This is a genomic window from Nocardia sp. NPDC005998, from assembly GCF_040614395.1.
Taxonomy (GTDB): domain Bacteria; phylum Actinomycetota; class Actinomycetes; order Mycobacteriales; family Mycobacteriaceae; genus Nocardia.
The window spans coordinates 480,634-496,218 of record NZ_JBEXUI010000001.1 but is presented as its reverse complement, the minus strand read 5'-3'; the positions used below and the strand labels follow the sequence as shown (position 1 = coordinate 496,218).

Below are 15,585 nucleotides of genomic sequence, written 5' to 3'. Positions count from 1 at the left end.
GACCGATCGGCCAGCGGGGCGCAGCACCGACAACTCAGGCGGCGACCGAGTCGGACTTGGCCAGGTCGGTCTTCGGGCCGGGTGCGGCGGACTGACCGTGGCGCACGAACAGGGCCGAGGCGATGACGCCGATCAAGAGGATGCCCGCGGGGAGCAGGACGGATTGGCTGAGGGCGGTGCTGAAGGCGTCCTTGACGAATTCCGGGATCGGACCCTGTCCCGCACCGCCTTCGGAGATCTTGCCGCCGCCGAGACCGTTGGCGGTCATGCGGGCCGCAACCAGGGCGCTGATCGCGGCGCTGCCGAGTACCGAACCCACCTGGCGGGTGGTGTTGTAGATACCCGCACCCGCACCGGCCAGGTGGATCGGCAGGTTGTGGGTGGCAGTGGAAGCCAGCGGCGCCCAGATGCAGGCGTTGGCGACACCCGCCAGCGCGGCCCCGAGCAGTAACCACACGATCGACGAATGCGGCGACATCACGGCCGCGAACCAGAAGACCGAGGCCGAGAACCCGATGAATCCGATGGTCGGCACGATGCGCGGGTGGAACCGATCGGAGATCTTGCCGATGATCGGCGCGCTGATGCCGGTGAGGATCGCCATCGGCGCGAATACCAGGGCCGACCTAGTGGGCGACATCTCCCGCACAGCCTGCAGGTAGAAGTACAAGGGCACCATCATCGAGGTGACCGCCGCGCCCATCGCCGCGATGCCCACATTGGATAGCGCGAAGTTGCGGTCGCGGAACAGCCCCAATGGCAGCAGCGGCTCGCCGGTATTGCGCGACTGGTTCACCAGGAACACCGCGAGCACAACCAGGCCAGCGCCGATCATCAACCAGATGCGCAACGACCAGTCGTAGGTATTGCCCTCCTGGATACCGAATACCAGCAGGAACAGACCGATACCGCTGAGCACGACACCCGGGACGTCGAACTTGTGCTCATTGGTGGGCAGCGAGGGCACCAGCCATACCGCCAGCGCGAAGGCGACGATGCCGACCGGAACATTGACGATGAAGATCCACTCCCAGCCGAGCCCGTCGACCAGCACACCGCCGAGGATCGGACCGACCAGCGTCGCGAGACCGGCGACGCCACCCCACAGACCCATGGCCGCACCGCGCTTATCCGGCGGGAAGGTCCTGGTGATGACCGCCATGGTCTGCGGCGTCATCATCGCGGCGCCGAGTCCCTGCACGGCCCGCGCGGCGATCAGCATGCTGACCGATCCGGAAAGACCACACCACAGCGAGGCTGCGGTGAAGACGGCCAGGCCGACCAGGTACAGGTTCTTGGGCCCGTAACGGTCGCCGAGCCTGCCGGTCACCAGCAGCGGTACCGCGTAGGTCAGCAGGTAGGCACTGGTCACCCAGATCACCTGGGAGATGTCGGCCTGCAGATCCTTCATGATCGCCGGATTGGCAACCGCGACGATGGTCATATCCAGCAGGATCATGAAGAAGCCGACAACCAGCGCTGACAGCGCTAGCCACGGATTGCGTTGGGTGGTCATGAATTCGGTTCCAATCTCGGATGTCTGTTCGCGATGACGCAGGACAGGTCGGGTCGGCCGGGTGCGCGGCCATTGGCCTCGCGCACACCGATGCGCATCAGGGCGGTGACGCGCTGGTCTCGGACCAGTCGCGCGGCACCGGGGGCGGTTCGGGATTTGCGGCAGCGGACCAGGGGTGCTCGTGCTCGGCGATCCGAACGCCGGTGTCGGGATCGAATTCCTCCCACTCCATCTCGCCGCTGTCCAGTTCGGAGATCAGGTTGTTGACCCAGGCGATCTCGGCCGTGATGGTGGCGTGTAGATACGGGAGCACGATCCAGTAGCGACGCGGCACGGCATGCACACCCGCCCACTGACTCATCATCTCCACGTCCGTGAGGTCATGCGCCAACCTCTCCACACGCTCGCGCAATAACGCGAGCACCTCCTGCGCGGGGAGGTTGTGTGCCTCCTGGAGCGCGACCGGGAACACCGGATACTCCCGCGCGGGATTGCGCAGGATTTCGGCAATCCTGGAACGCAATGTCTCCCGGCCGCTTTCGGTGATCCGGTAGATGGTGCGTTCCGGCCGGTTCCCGTCCCGGTCGACGCCCTCGGCGCATACCAATCCTTGATCGGCCAACCGCGCCACCGTGTGATAGAGCGAGCCCGGCCGCACCTTCACCAACATGTCCTCACGACGGGCGATCAAGAGCTGAAACGCCTCGTAGGGATGCATGGGCCGCTCGTCGAGCAGCGCGAGCACGGCGATCGCCAATGGCGTCACCGTAGGGCGCGCGTGCTGCCCCATTTCGGTCACCTCCCACATATCGAGTCCGAGAGCACGCACGCTAGCCGCAGCCGCCGACATACTCCACATCAAATACTCCACGTGGAATATACGGCGCGGATCAGTCTCGCCACAAGAGGGCGCTATCTGACGGAAATGTGATGGGCGACATAACAAACGACCCGAGCGTGAACCGCTCGGGTCGTCGTGACCGGGGATTACCGATGAAACGCGGCTAGAGCGCGTGCGTGTCCAACCAGGCTCGGGCCACCTCGGCGGCATTCGCGCCATCGCGCACCTTGCGGATCATCTGCGCCAACTCATCGGTCGTCAGCTCACCCGCGACGTAGTTCAGCTTCTTGATCTGCCGATCGTCGAGCAGACCCGTGCGGTAGACCGCCAGCACATTCTCGGCACGCACCGCGTAGTCGGCGTCGGTGAGAATCGTCAGCCCGTCGGTCGCACCGGGGACCAAAGCGGATGGCCCGGTCAGGATTCCGGCCTGGATCTCGCCGTCCAACAACGCTTTTCGCAGCGCAGCCGCATCCGGATAGGGCCTGGTCCCGGCGAAATCGCAACCGGCGATCCGCACCGGGCCCGGCGCTGACAGCACATCCGGCACCGGTGCCACCCCGGCTTCGATCGCATCGCACCGCGGCGCGAGCGCGCCGACCGATCGCACGTTATCGCGGATCGCCGCGGCCTCGGTCAGCAGCACCCGGGATCGCATATCGGTACCGTCGGCCGGATCGGATACCGCGAGCCCCTGCGGCAGCGACCGGTTCAACTCCTCGGTCACCGACAGCCGCGCCGCCGTCGACGTGTCCGCCACATCGGTGGTGACCTCCGGCTTGCGGGCCTGTGCCCCGGCGTTGAGAAAGGTGAGTAGTTCGCCACTGTGTTCACCGACCACCGTCACAGTGCCCGCGTCCAATGCGGCCAGATAGTCCTCCCGGCGACCGAGATCTGCGGCCACCGAGGTGCGCGCACCGGTCCGCGCGAGCGCCCCCGCATAAATTTGCGCAAGCAGATTTGATTCCATCGAATCGCCCGCGCCGACCGCTATCGTCGGTCCCGGATCGTCGTTTCCGCAGGAAACGGCCAGCGTGACGGCCGTCACGACCATCAGTCGTGCCAGCATCCGCCTCGACGCGGCCAATACCATCCGGGGACACCAACTCTCCGTAGCGAACAGGAACACCATGCAACGGGCAGTATGAACTACCAGAATGTACCGGGTGGCCGTGCGTACACGGCTCCTTGCACCGCCCGTCCATGCCGGAAGGACTCCAGTGAAATCCACGATCACCCCCGATGCCGCGAGGCACGGGCGGTTCGCGCTGCGGCTGACGCTGCGCACCGCCCGCGTTCTCGTCGCCGCCGCGGCACTGGCCGCCGCCATGATCCTGTCCGCCTGCGGCAACTCCGATCCGCTTGCGGCCAAGGGCAATTGTGACGGCGACGGGCTGACCGTCGGTTCGGCGAACTTCCCGGAGTCCGAGACGGTCGCGAACATCTACGCGGAAGTGTTGCGCATCAACGGATTCAAGGTCGACACCAAGTTCAATATCGGTAGCCGCGAGGCCTACATCCCGGCGCTGCGCCAGTGCGCGATCTCGGTGATCCCGGACTACAACGGCAACCTGCTGCAGTATCTGGACAAGAACGCCACCGCGACCAGCTCGGCCGACGTCGACACCGCACTCGCCAAGGCGGTCGGCTCCGATCTGGCCATCGGCACCCCGGCACCCGGTCAGGACTCCGATGCGGTCGTGGTCACCAAGGCCACCGCGGAGCGCTGGAACCTGCACAGCATCGCCGATCTGGCGGCGCATTCGGCCGAGGTGAAATTCGGCGCGCCTGCCGAATTCCAAGAGCGCGCAGGCGGCCTGCCCGGTTTGAAGAAGAACTACAACCTCGATATCGCCGCGAACAACTTCGTGCCGATCGCCGACGGCGGCGGCCCGGCGACCGTGCGCGCGCTGGTCGACGGCACGGTGACCGCGGCCGATATCTTCACCACCTCCCCCGCGATCGTGCAGAACAACCTGGTGGTGCTCGAGGATCCGAAGCACAACTTCCCGGCCCAGAATGTGGTGCCGCTGTTCACTGCCGCCAAGAAGACAGATAAGGCGCTCGCCGCGCTCAATGCCGTCTCCGCGAAACTCACCACCGACGAGCTGATCAAGCTCAATGAGGCGGTCTCCGGGAACAGCAAGACCGAACCCAAGGCCGCGGCACAGCAATGGGTCACCGCCCAGGGGCTGAACACGCCGACCAAGTAGGAGCCAGCGTGTCCGATATCGAATTCAGCCGGATCAGCAAGACCTATCCGGATGGCACCCACGCCGTCTCCGAACTCGATCTGCGCATCGAATCCGGTTCGTTCACCGTCTTCGTCGGACCGTCGGGCTGTGGCAAGACCACCTCGATGCGGATGATCAATCGGATGATCACGCCCAGTTCGGGCACCATCGCTGTTGGCGGCGAAGATATTTCGACGGTGAATCCGGTCGAGCTGCGGCTCGGTATCGGCTACGTGATCCAGAGCGCCGGACTCCTGCCGCACCGCACCGTCATCGACAATGTCGCGACCGTGCCGGTGCTGCAAGGGGTTCGGCGCCGCGCCGCCCGGGCGGCCGCACTCGAGGTGCTGGACCGGGTCGGGTTGGACCGCTCGCTGGCCAACCGGTACCCGGCCCAGCTCTCCGGCGGCCAGCAGCAGCGCGTCGGGGTGGCCAGGGCACTGGCCGCCGATCCGCCGGTGCTGCTGATGGACGAACCGTTCAGCGCGGTCGATCCGGTGGTGCGCGAGGAATTGCAGGCCGAAATGCTGCGCCTGCAGGCGGAATTGCACAAGACCGTCGTCTTCGTCACCCACGATATCGATGAGGCGGTCAAACTCGGCGACCGGATCGCGGTCTTCGGCCCCGGCGGCATTCTGCAGCAGTACGACGAACCACAACGCGTACTCGCCGCGCCCGCAACCGATTTCGTGGCCGGATTCGTCGGACGCGACCGCGGCTATCGCGCACTGTCGTTCCGCAACGCGGACAGCCTGGTACTGCACGAGATTCACACCGCGACCGAATCCGAACTCGCCGAACTTCGCTTGGAACGCGGCGAATGGGTATTGGTGGTCACCGATTCCGGAGTGCCGCGCGGCTGGATCGATGTCACCGGCGTCGAGGGCATCCGGGCCGGCCGGGCCTTGCACGACAGCATCGCCGCGGGTGGCTCGCTGTTCCCACCGGGCGGTGACCTCAGGCAGGCCTTGGATGCGGCGATCTCGTCTCCGTCGGGAATCGGTGTCGCCGTGGACGATTCGGGTGCCGCACGTGGCGGCATCCGGGCTCCCGAGGTACTCGAACAGCTCGCCGGGCAGCGCACGGCGGAGGATGACGAGCGCAATCGGCACTTCTTCGAGACCGAGAGCGCATGAGATATCTGATCGACAACTTCGCCGAGATCATGGGTTTCACCAGGACTCATCTGTACCTGGCGCTGACGCCGCTCGCACTCGGCCTGATCATCGCGATTCCGGTGGGGGCGTTGGTACGCCGGGTGTCCTGGCTGCGGCGGGTCACGGTGACGGTGGCCAGCCTGTCCTACACCATTCCGTCACTGGCGCTGTTCGTGATCATTCCGCCGCTGGCCGGAATAACGACCATCGACCCGCTGAATGTGATCATCGCGCTCACCGTCTACTCGACCGCGCTGCTGGTGATCGCGGTGCCGACGGCGCTGGATTCAGTGTCGCCCACCGTCATCGATGCCGCCGACGCCGTCGGCTTCAGTTCGCTGCGCCGCACGCTGACCGTCGATATGCCCTTGGCCATACCGGTTTTCGTATCCAGCCTGCGGGTCGTGGTGGTCACCAATATCGCCATGGTTTCGGTCGGTGCGCTGATCGGCGTCGGCGGGCTCGGCAAACTCTTCACCCAGGGCTATCAGCGCGACTATCCGGACGAGATCATCGCGGGCATCATCGTGACCCTCGCGCTGGCGCTGATCTTCGACCGGCTCGTATACGCCCTCGGCCGCTGGTCGACCCCGTGGGTGCGCGCCGACGCCGGGGCCGCGAAGGCGAAAGGCGCTGCCGCATGAACCTTTTCATCGACGCCTGGCACTACCTCACCGACGGCGCGAACTGGAACGGCCCGGCGGGCATCGACCACCGCATCGGCGAGCACCTCTGGTACAGCTTCCTGACCATTGTCTTCTCCGCGGCGGTCGCGCTGCCGCTCGGCCTGGTCATCGGGCACACCCGCCGCGGTTCGGCGGTACTCGTCGGATTCGCCAATGCCATGCGCGCCCTGCCGACCCTCGGCCTGCTCACCTTCCTGGTGCTGCTGCTCGGCCTCGGGCTGATCCCGCCGCTGCTCGCGCTGGTCACGGTCGGCATTCCGCCGCTGCTGGCCGGTGCCTACGCCGGAATCGCCAATGTCCCAGCCGATGTCGTCGATGCCTCACGCGCCATGGGCATGACCGAACGCCAGATCCTGTTCCGCGTCGAAGTGCCCAACGCACTGCCGATCCTGCTCACCGGCCTGCGCGGAGCCACCCTCCAGGTCATCGCCACCGCGACCATCGCGGCCTTCGTCAACCTGGGCGGACTGGGCCGCTACATCTTCGACGGCATCGCGGTCTACCGCTACGACCGCGTCCTGGTCGGCGCCCTCCTGGTCGCCGCCCTCGCCATGCTCATGGACGGCCTGCTCGCCTTCGCGGTCTGGGTCAGCGCCCCCGGTACCGGCCGCCTGCGCCGCACGAACCGTGCGATAGTCACACCGGCCGCCATCATGCAAACCTCGGAGTGAACGACGGTCAGTTCTCGCCCTGACAGCAGCGGCAATCGATAGCTGCCCTGTTGCACACCCCCGAAGCTCAGTTGTCGATAACCCGTAGCGCCGACTATCGCGGCGTATGGCGTGAACGCAGCTCAGGCCGATATACCGCGATCTTGCTGCACCGACAGCAGACCATCAGCAACTCCGCGTTGACCAACACTGTGATCGGAGTCACTATGTGACGAGACCGTAGGAGTCGTCGTCACCCATGGATGCCCGGCGCAACTGTGACCGACCGTGTCGAGTTCCTGCGCAACCTCGGGTCCTGCGGGTTCATTCACCTGAGACGAGGAGGTTTGCTGTGAACAGTCGCTCCATGAAGGCTCGCGACATCATGCACGCCGATGCGGAATGGATTCCCGCCGACGAGACGCTGGACCGGGCCGCGCAGATGATGCGCAGGCTGGATGTCGGCGCCCTGCCGATCGGCAACAACGACCGGCTGGTCGGCATGCTGACCGACCGTGACATCGTTGTGAAATGTGTTGCGATGGGCCATGATCCGAGCAAGGTCCGGGCCGGTGATCTGGCGGAGGGCACGCCGCGCTGGGTATCCGACGACGCCGACGTCAGCGAAGTGCTCAACATGATGGAGCGGGACCAGATAAAGCGGCTCCCGGTGGTCGATGCCAAGAAGCGCCTGGTGGGCATGATCTGCGAATCGGATATCGCCAAGAACCTCACCGACGCCCAAGTCGCGAAATTCGTCTCGGCCGTCTCCGTACCGCACTGACGCACAACGAATACGGGGCCGTTCAGCACTGTGAACGGCCCCGTATTTGCGAGATCAGGCTACGCGACACCCTCTGCGCGGGCCGCGGCGGCGACGGCCTCGGCAACAGCCGGGGCGACGCGCGGGTCCAGCGGGCTCGGCACGATCTTGTCCGGGCTGATTTCATCGGCGACCACGCTGAGGATGGCGTCCGCGGCGGCGATCTTCATGCCCTCGGTGATCCGGCGCGCGCCCGCGTCCAGCGCACCCTTGAAGACGCCGGGGAAGGCCAGCACATTGTTGATCTGGTTCGGGAAGTCGCTGCGCCCGGTGGCCACGATCGCGGCGTACTTGTGCGCGACATCCGGGTGGATCTCCGGATTCGGGTTCGACATGGCGAACACGATCGACTCCGGCGCCATCGAGGCGATCAGTTCCTCGGCGATGGTGCCCGCGGAAAGTCCGAGGAACACATCGGAACCGGCCAGCGCCTCGGCCGCACCACCGGTCAGCCCGCGCGGGTTGGTGCGCTGCGCCAGTTCGACCTTCACCTCGTTGAGGTCGCCGCGGTCCCGGCTGACGATGCCCTTCGAATCGAGCACGGTCACATCCTTGACACCCGCGGCGAGCAGGATGTTCGTGCACGCCACACCGGCGGCGCCGGCACCGGACACCACGACCTTCATATCGTCGATGGCACGGCCCTGCACCTTGGCCGCACCATTGAGGGCGGCGAGCACCACAATGGCGGTGCCGTGCTGGTCGTCGTGCATGACCGGGCAGTCCAGCGCCTCGATGAGCCGCTGTTCGATCTCGAAGCAGCGCGGCGCCGAGATGTCCTCCAGGTTCACCGCGCCGAAGCTCGGGCGCAGCCGGACGATCGTCTCCACGATCTCGTCGACATCCTTGGTGTCGAGCACGATCGGAATCGAGTTCAGTCCGGCGAACTTCTTGAACAGCGCCGCCTTGCCCTCCATCACCGGCAACGAGCCACGCGGGCCGATATCGCCGAGACCGAGCACCGCGGTGCCATCACTCACCACGACGACCAAACGGTCGGTCCAGGTGTAGCGCTTGCTCAGCGCCTCATCCTCCGCGATGGCCAGGCTGACCTTCGCCACGCCCGGGGTGTAGGCGATGGAAAGGTCGCGCTGGGTGTCCAGCGGCGCGGTGAGTTCGACCGATAGTTTGCCACCGAGATGTCCCGCGAAAATCTCGTCGTGCGTGATTTCAGAAAGGCTTGCAGTGGCATTCGGTGCGTCAGTCACAGATGACACGATTTCACTCCTGCTCGGGTCGGACAAACCGGGGGACGGGTTACCGCCGGGTAATGGGTATTGGCTGATTCATACGCTCATCGAGTGCGCTGACCGGGGTGTTTCGAGTCGGACCGCAGGCGTCGAAAGACCGACGGTCCGATACCGAAATGTGGCGCGGCACTGATCCGCAGAGCGAGGGCCGAACGGGTGTGTCCGGATAGAACGTGCGGGGGGATCCTCGGGACGCGACGGTGCGTCGCGAGGCGGAGATCGCCGATGTTCCCGAACCCGGCGGTGGCGTAGGCGGGAATCCGGAACATTCTGCCAGCCGGGACGACGCATTGCCAAACCGGCGTGTCGTGTCCCGGCCGAGCGTCATCTTTCGAGGGTAGGTCGTCCGAATTACCTGGGGGTAAGCAGAAACTCGCAGTTCGGTAGCGGTATCCCGTGAGCTGTCACAACGGGACCGGATCGGCCGCGGTGAGATCCGGACCGGCCTCGGGTTCGGGCAGCACCGCGGCGAATTCGGGCACGGCGGCGAGTTGCGCAGCCGGCTGGCGCGGGTCCGATCGCACCCATACCGTGTCGAGCCCGCCGGAGGTCAACCGCACCCGCCAATCCGCCGCGGCGCCGGGATGATCGGTGCGCCGGTGCATCCCGCGGCTCTCGGTGCGCGCCAGGGCACTGTATTTGGTCCAGCGCGCCACCGCCAGCAGTGCCGCCGCCTGCCTGGCTCGCAGCCGATCCGCGCCGAATCCGCCCAGATCGAATTCGGCGCCCGGCCACATGGCGTCGAGCTCGGCAATGCTGTCGCGCAGACTCCCCGCGCTGCGCCAGTAGCTGCGGCGCAGCGGCAGTGTGTGCTCCTGTACCAGCCCGACCACCGCACGCGGATCAATGCGGGCCACCGGGTTCAGTCCGGCACCCGCCAGCTCGCGCACCAGCCCGGTCCGGCCGCGACCGCGCGCGAACCGGGCCGCACCCTTACCCGCCCATACCCCGGAGGCGATGGCCCAGGCTCCGCCCTGACCGCCGAAGCCGCTGACCGCGCCGGTGATCGGCTCGCGCGTCATCACATCGCCCGCGCCGTAGAGTCCGGCCACCGTGGTCGCGCAGTCCGCCCCGGCAATGCGCAGCCCGCCCGTCCCGCGCACGGTGCCCTCGAGCACCGCGCGCAGCGGCACCCGGCGGGTGCGGTCGACCAGGCCCTGCCGGGACAGCCAGCGCCGGACCGGGTACGGCACATCTTCCAATGCGGCGTAGATCCGGCGGCCATCGGCGATCGCGGCGAACGCCGCGGCACGATGACCGGTGATCTGCGCGCCGGATTCGTCGTAAAGCGTCGCGAAATGCAATGCCAGCCCGGGTGCGAACGCCGCATCGCGGGATGCGGACAGCACCGGCGCAAGTCCGTAGGCGCTGGAGAATTCCATCCCGGACAATTCCGCGCCCGCTTCGACGGCCAGCAGCAGTCCGTCGCCGGTATCGACATCGGTGCCCGCGCCCCCGGACAGGAAGGCACAGCCGCCAGTGGCGACGACAACGGCCCCGGCCCGGATGGTCCACGGGCGAAAACCATTGAGCTGCTGCACGCCGACCGCACCGGTGACCGCACCGTCGCGATCGACGAGCAATTGCAGCGCGGGATGATGATCGAGCACGTGCACCCCCGCGTCCAGCACGCTGCGGCGCATCCGGCGCAGGTAGCTCATGCCGTCCAGGTAGACGCGCAACGATGGCCCCCTGGCATCGGGGCCACTGCCCTCCCCTGGAAACCGATAGCCCCACTGGGCCAGCTGTTCGACCCGCCGATGCGTCTCGTCGAGCACCCGCAGCATCCACTCCGGTTCGGCGAGTCCGCCGCCGTGCGCATAGGCGCGCCGCACCGCATCGTCCCTGGCGGGTCCCGGCGGGATATTCCACAGCGATGTCGTCCCGCATGCGGTGGGTCCGCTGGCACCACAGCGTGCCTTGTCGACGAGTACCACCCGAGCGCCCGCGGTGGCGGCGGAGACGGCGGCCCAAACCCCGGCGGGACCGCCGCCGAGGACGAGCACATCCGTCTCGCATTCCGTCACAAAGAGAAATGTTCGACCACAATTCACGTAGCCGCAACCATTACCGAGATATCAGCTCCACCACTGCGTCCAGAGCAATAATCCGGCGACGATGAAAACGACCATCGATCCGGAAAAAGCAGCCAAACCCCGATGCCGATCCGAAAAAATCTGTGCGCCGACACCGATCACGGATGCGGCGACATGCCATGTCACCGATTCCCCACCGGGTCCGGGAAAATCGCGCCGAGCAGCGATGACCGCGGTACCGACAACGACGAGGGCGAGCACGAACATCCCACCGGCAACAATTCCGCTGAGTCCGCGCAGCACTCTCACGAGGCGATCACCGGCACTCCCGTGGCTTTGCCCGCAAGTTCCTCGAATTGCGCCGGATCGGTGGTGAATTCACCGAGCCGGATGGTTTTGTTCGCGCCGTGATAGTCCGACGATCCGGTCGTGATGAGGCCGAGTTCGGCGGACAGATCGACGAGCAGCGCCCGGTCGGCCGCGGAATGGTCCGGATGCGCGATTTCCAGCCCGCCGAGTCCGAGGGTGGCGAGTTCGCGAATCTCGTCGAGCGCGAGCAACCGGCCCCGCTTGCGCGCCCTGGTATGCGCGAGCACGCTGACGCCACCGGCGGTTGCGATCATCTCGATGGCCCGGCGCAGCGGCGTATCGGCCTTTTCCGCGTAGTAGCGACCGTGCGGGGCCAGCAATTCGGTGAAGGCCGCGTCCACACTCGGCACCACTCCGGCCTCGACGAGGGCACGCGCCAGGTGCGGGCGGCCCGCGGACGGTCCGGCAGAGGCCAGCACCGCGTCCGGATCGATCGGTAGTCCGTCGGCCTGCATCCGCTCGGCCATCGCGCGCAAACGCTCGACCCGCTCGGCGCGCAGGCGCTCACGCTCATCGGCGAAAGACCGATCGGTCGGATCGAAGAGGTACGCGAGTAGGTGCACCGGAACCGGCCACCCGTCCTCGCCGAGGCCGATACACGACATTTCCATGCCGCGGACCAGCGTCAACCCCTTCGGCAGCGCGTCGACCGCCTCGCTCCACCCCGCGGTGGTGTCGTGGTCGGTGATCGCGACGACGTCCAGTCCCGCGGCCGCCGCGTTCCGGACGAGTTCGGCCGGGGTATCGGTGCCGTCGGACGCGGTCGAATGGGTATGCAGGTCGATGCGCACGCCTTCTTTCATACCGTGCCGCTCGTCGCGAGCCGCAGGCGCAGCCGACGTAGCATCGAGCGGTGCCATCTATTCCGCCGCTACCGTCGTTCCGCGGCCAGGGCCGAGCGCGCACGCCGTTGCCCCATATCCCCGTCCCCACCGCGCGTGCGGTGGTCGATTGCGCTGTTTACATCGACGGCAGGCGACTGCCCGGCCACTTCAGTCCTGCCGACGCGATGGCCGAGGTCAGCAACCGCGGAACCGGATTCGTGTGGGTCGGACTGCACGACCCGGACGAGTACCAGATGGCCGATATCGCCAAGACCTTCGATCTGCATCCGCTGGCCGTGGAAGACGTCATCCACGCCCATCAGCGACCGAAGCTGGAACGCTACGACAACACCCTGTTCCTCGTACTGCGCACTGTCAGCTATGTCCCGCACGAAATCCACTCGATCAGCGAGATCGTCGAGACCGGCGACATCATGGTCTTCACCGGACCGAATTTCGCGGTCACCGTCCGGCACGGCGAGCACACCGGATTAGCCGGTGTCCGAAAGGAATTGGAGAGCCAACCCGAGCAACTCGGGTACGGCCCCGGTGCGGTGCTGCACGCGGTCGCCGATCACGTCGTGGATTCCTACGTCGAGGTCGCCCAGTCGGTCGAGAACGATATCGACGAGATGGAAGAGGAGATCTTTACCCCGCGCAGCAAAGTGTCCGTCGAATCGATCTATCAGCTCAAGCGTGAGGTCGTTGAGCTACGGCGCGCGGTGAATCCGCTCGGGACCGCGCTCGAAGCACTCGGCCGCAACACCGGAATGCCGTTGCCCAAGGAGGTTCGGCGATATATCCGCGATGTCGCCGATCATCACACGGCGGTGGCCGAGCGGATCAACGATTTCGACGAGGCGCTCAGCGCACTGATCACCGCCGCACTCGCCAAGGTCGGTGTCCAGCAGAACACCGATATGCGCAAGATCTCCGCGTGGGTCGCGATCGCCGCGGTGCCGACGATGATCGCCGGGATCTACGGCATGAACTTCGAGCATATGCCGGAGCTGAAACAGGTCTGGGGCTATCCGGCCGTGCTGCTGCTCATCGCAGCGGTCTGCACCGGACTGTACGTCAACTTCCACCGCAACAATTGGCTCTGACGCCTGGACCTACAATGCCGCAGCGCCTCTCGCGGGATCGTGCACATCGATACCCGCCTCCGCCCAGGCCTCGCGCAACGCCTGCGCACCGCGCACCCGCACCCAGGCCGCCTCGGTCGCGGTCACCGGTACCACCGCGAAATACCGCACCGGCTCGGCGGGCTCGGGCAACACCACCTCGGGAATGTCGCTCTCGCCCAACAACACCGCGGTGAACGGCGCATTGCGCCACATCGGCTCGCCGAGGTCGAGTAGCGCATCGGCTTGCAGCACAACGCCTTCCACGGCTGGCGCCGCGACCAGTACACCGAGTGTGCGGGCCAGCCCCGAGCTCGCGCCGACTCCCGCGCGCAGTGTCAACACCAGTTCGGCCCGCGGCCCGCGCACCGGATCGGCGTGCAGGTCACCGGGATCGCCCATGGGATGGCGGGAGCCGCCGAGGGTTACGTAGTGCACCAGCTCCTCGCCCGGTATGCGCAGGATCTCGATGGGCTCCAACCCGAGGAAGGTCACCGACGCGGAGTCGACACCCGTCGATGCCACACCGAAGTGGTCCAGCACCTCGGTGCGGACCTTCTCCACTACTTCCATGCGCTCAGATCGCCAACCGCGCCAGCATGTCCCGAGCCTGCTCGGCCGACTTCGGGTCGCACAGCACGTCATAGCGGCCCGCCACCAACTGCATGGTGGAGGCGAAGTCGCGCTGTCCCTTGGTCGCCGCGTACGGGATCGAGGTGGAGATGACGCCGAAGATGATGCCGCCGACCAGGCCGACCAGCACCGGCGCGAAACCGCCGGTGGTGGTGAACAGGCTCAGCAGCAGGCCGAGGAACAGGCCGAGCCATGCGCCCGAAACCACTCCGCCGCCGATCACCTTGCCCCAGGTCAGTCGGTACAGCACGCGTTCGACCTGCATGAGGTCGACGCCGACGATGGTCACGTCTTGCACAGGGAACTGGTTGTCGGCCAGGAAATCGACCGCCTTCTGCGCCTCGGCATAGGTCGGATACGAGCCGACCGGCCAGCCCGATGGCGGCGTCGGCAGGCCCTGGCGGGCGCGATTCGAGTTCCCCAAGGGATTCGTCATATCTCTATTCTGCTATTCCGAACCGGTGTTCGGGGGTGTGAAACGCGTCGTTCGCGTCATCCCGGCCGCCCGGCCCTTATCGGCGATTACCTGAGCCATCTTGGCGCTGGCTTCATCGATCATTTCGTCGCCGAGCATTACCGCACCGCGCGCACCGCCCTTTTCGGAGGTGTGGAAGGCGTAGGCATCCAGAATCAGCTCGGCGCGATCGTAATCGGCCTGGCGCGGACTGAAGATCTCGTTCGCGGCCTCGATCTGTCCGGGATGCAACACCCATTTGCCGTCGAAACCGAGCGCGGCGGTGCGTCCGGCCGCCCTGCGAAATCCATCGATATCCCGAATTTGCAGGTAGGGGCCATCGATTGCCTGCAGTCCGTGCGCGCGGGCGGTGAGCAGGATGGTCATCAGAATGTGGTGGTAGGCATCGCCGGTGTCATAGCCCTCCGGCTGTTCGCCGACCACCAATGTGCGCATATTGATGCTGGCCATGAAGTCGGCCGGACCGAAGACCAGTGCCTGCACCCGCGGACTCGCGGTCGCGATCTCATCGATATTGCGCAATCCCAGTGCGTTTTCGATCTGCGGTTCTATACCGATCCGGCCGACCTCTAGCCCGCTCGCCTTCTCCAACTGGGTGAGCAGCAGATCCAGTGCCCGCACCTGACCCGCATCGGTGACCTTCGGCAGCAAAATCGCGTCCAGGGCCGCACCCGCACCTTCCACCACCGTGATCACATCGGTGTAGGTCCATTCGGTGGTCCAGTCGTTGACCCGCACCACCCGCAGCTGGCTACCCCAGCCGGAGTCGCTCAGCGCTGCCACGATATTCGCGCGGGCCTCGGCCTTGGCCGCGGGCGCGACCGCGTCCTCCAGATCGAGGAATACCTCGTCGACCGGTAGCCCCTTGGCCTTATCGATCATCTTCTTGCTGCTACCGGGGCAGGCGAGCACCGAGCGGCGCGGCTTCATGATCACTCCCGTCGATCGTGGGCATGGTGCGAATACC

At 66.2% G+C, this 15,585-nt stretch carries 16 protein-coding genes; 6 read left to right on the top strand and 10 right to left on the bottom strand.

The genetic code is table 11. The annotated features are described in order from the left end of the window. Positions 1 to 34: 34 nt before the first annotated feature. The 3 genes from ABZ293_RS02345 to ABZ293_RS02335 all read right to left on the bottom strand — a co-directional run bounded on the left by ABZ293_RS02345 (position 35) and on the right by ABZ293_RS02335 (position 3,426). Positions 35 to 1,516, bottom strand: a complete 1,482-nt coding sequence (locus ABZ293_RS02345; protein ID WP_355176888.1) for a DHA2 family efflux MFS transporter permease subunit — start codon at positions 1,514 to 1,516, stop codon at positions 35 to 37. A gap of 97 nt (positions 1,517 to 1,613) precedes the next feature. Beyond that, positions 1,614 to 2,366 carry a PadR family transcriptional regulator gene (locus ABZ293_RS02340; RefSeq protein WP_355176887.1) on the bottom strand — a complete coding sequence of 251 codons (753 nt, stop codon included), beginning with the start codon at positions 2,364 to 2,366 and terminating at the stop codon, positions 1,614 to 1,616. A gap of 154 nt (positions 2,367 to 2,520) precedes the next feature. Then, positions 2,521 to 3,426, bottom strand: a complete 906-nt coding sequence (locus ABZ293_RS02335; RefSeq protein ID WP_355176886.1) for a glycine betaine ABC transporter substrate-binding protein — start codon at positions 3,424 to 3,426, stop codon at positions 2,521 to 2,523. A 259-nt stretch (positions 3,427 to 3,685) separates the two neighbouring features. Between ABZ293_RS02335 and ABZ293_RS02330 the strand changes: the two genes are divergently transcribed. The 5 genes from ABZ293_RS02330 to ABZ293_RS02310 all read left to right on the top strand — a co-directional run bounded on the left by ABZ293_RS02330 (position 3,686) and on the right by ABZ293_RS02310 (position 7,868). Next, the gene (locus ABZ293_RS02330; RefSeq protein ID WP_355177136.1) at positions 3,686 to 4,570 is read left to right on the top strand and encodes an ABC transporter substrate-binding protein; all 885 of its coding nucleotides are present in this window, start codon (positions 3,686 to 3,688) and stop codon (positions 4,568 to 4,570) included. Beyond that, positions 4,531 to 5,727, top strand: a complete 1,197-nt coding sequence (locus ABZ293_RS02325; protein WP_355176885.1) for an ATP-binding cassette domain-containing protein — start codon at positions 4,531 to 4,533, stop codon at positions 5,725 to 5,727. Before ABZ293_RS02330 ends, ABZ293_RS02325 begins: the two co-directional genes overlap by 40 nt. Then, positions 5,724 to 6,392, top strand: coding sequence for an ABC transporter permease (locus ABZ293_RS02320; RefSeq protein ID WP_355176884.1), 669 nt, complete (start codon positions 5,724 to 5,726; stop codon positions 6,390 to 6,392). Before ABZ293_RS02325 ends, ABZ293_RS02320 begins: the two co-directional genes overlap by 4 nt. Then, positions 6,389 to 7,105 (top strand): ABC transporter permease, encoded by a 717-nt coding sequence (locus ABZ293_RS02315; RefSeq protein WP_355176883.1) that lies wholly within the window; start codon positions 6,389 to 6,391, stop codon positions 7,103 to 7,105. Before ABZ293_RS02320 ends, ABZ293_RS02315 begins: the two co-directional genes overlap by 4 nt. A gap of 346 nt (positions 7,106 to 7,451) precedes the next feature. Continuing rightward, positions 7,452 to 7,868 carry a CBS domain-containing protein gene (locus ABZ293_RS02310; protein ID WP_355176882.1) on the top strand — a complete coding sequence of 139 codons (417 nt, stop codon included), beginning with the start codon at positions 7,452 to 7,454 and terminating at the stop codon, positions 7,866 to 7,868. Between the two features lie 59 nt (positions 7,869 to 7,927). Here the strand turns inward: ABZ293_RS02310 and ABZ293_RS02305 are convergent, their stop codons facing one another. The 4 genes from ABZ293_RS02305 to ABZ293_RS02290 form a co-directional block, all read right to left on the bottom strand. Beyond that, a complete protein-coding gene (locus ABZ293_RS02305; RefSeq protein ID WP_355177135.1) occupies positions 7,928 to 9,115 on the bottom strand; it encodes an NADP-dependent malic enzyme in 1,188 nt (395 codons plus the stop codon). A gap of 446 nt (positions 9,116 to 9,561) precedes the next feature. After that, positions 9,562 to 11,184, bottom strand: a complete 1,623-nt coding sequence (locus ABZ293_RS02300; RefSeq protein ID WP_355176881.1) for an FAD-binding protein — start codon at positions 11,182 to 11,184, stop codon at positions 9,562 to 9,564. 51 nt (positions 11,185 to 11,235) lie between these two features. After that, positions 11,236 to 11,502, bottom strand: coding sequence for a hypothetical protein (locus ABZ293_RS02295; protein ID WP_355176880.1), 267 nt, complete (start codon positions 11,500 to 11,502; stop codon positions 11,236 to 11,238). Further along, on the bottom strand, positions 11,499 to 12,353 hold the full coding sequence (locus ABZ293_RS02290) for a PHP domain-containing protein (protein ID WP_355177134.1): 855 nt from the start codon (positions 12,351 to 12,353) through the stop codon (positions 11,499 to 11,501). Before ABZ293_RS02290 ends, ABZ293_RS02295 begins: the two co-directional genes overlap by 4 nt. A gap of 62 nt (positions 12,354 to 12,415) precedes the next feature. Between ABZ293_RS02290 and ABZ293_RS02285 the strand changes: the two genes are divergently transcribed. Continuing rightward, on the top strand, positions 12,416 to 13,492 hold the full coding sequence (locus tag ABZ293_RS02285) for a magnesium and cobalt transport protein CorA (RefSeq protein ID WP_355176879.1): 1,077 nt from the start codon (positions 12,416 to 12,418) through the stop codon (positions 13,490 to 13,492). A gap of 9 nt (positions 13,493 to 13,501) precedes the next feature. Here the strand turns inward: ABZ293_RS02285 and ABZ293_RS02280 are convergent, their stop codons facing one another. From ABZ293_RS02280 to ABZ293_RS02270, 3 genes are read right to left on the bottom strand one after another with little or no spacing between them, the layout of a single operon-like run. Then, on the bottom strand, positions 13,502 to 14,083 hold the full coding sequence (locus tag ABZ293_RS02280; RefSeq protein WP_355176878.1) for a suppressor of fused domain protein: 582 nt from the start codon (positions 14,081 to 14,083) through the stop codon (positions 13,502 to 13,504). A 4-nt stretch (positions 14,084 to 14,087) separates the two neighbouring features. Then, positions 14,088 to 14,579 (bottom strand): general stress protein, encoded by a 492-nt coding sequence (locus ABZ293_RS02275; RefSeq protein WP_355176877.1) that lies wholly within the window; start codon positions 14,577 to 14,579, stop codon positions 14,088 to 14,090. 12 nt (positions 14,580 to 14,591) lie between these two features. Continuing rightward, the gene (locus ABZ293_RS02270) at positions 14,592 to 15,548 is read right to left on the bottom strand and encodes a CoA ester lyase (RefSeq protein ID WP_355176876.1); all 957 of its coding nucleotides are present in this window, start codon (positions 15,546 to 15,548) and stop codon (positions 14,592 to 14,594) included. Positions 15,549 to 15,585: the final 37 nt, after the last annotated feature.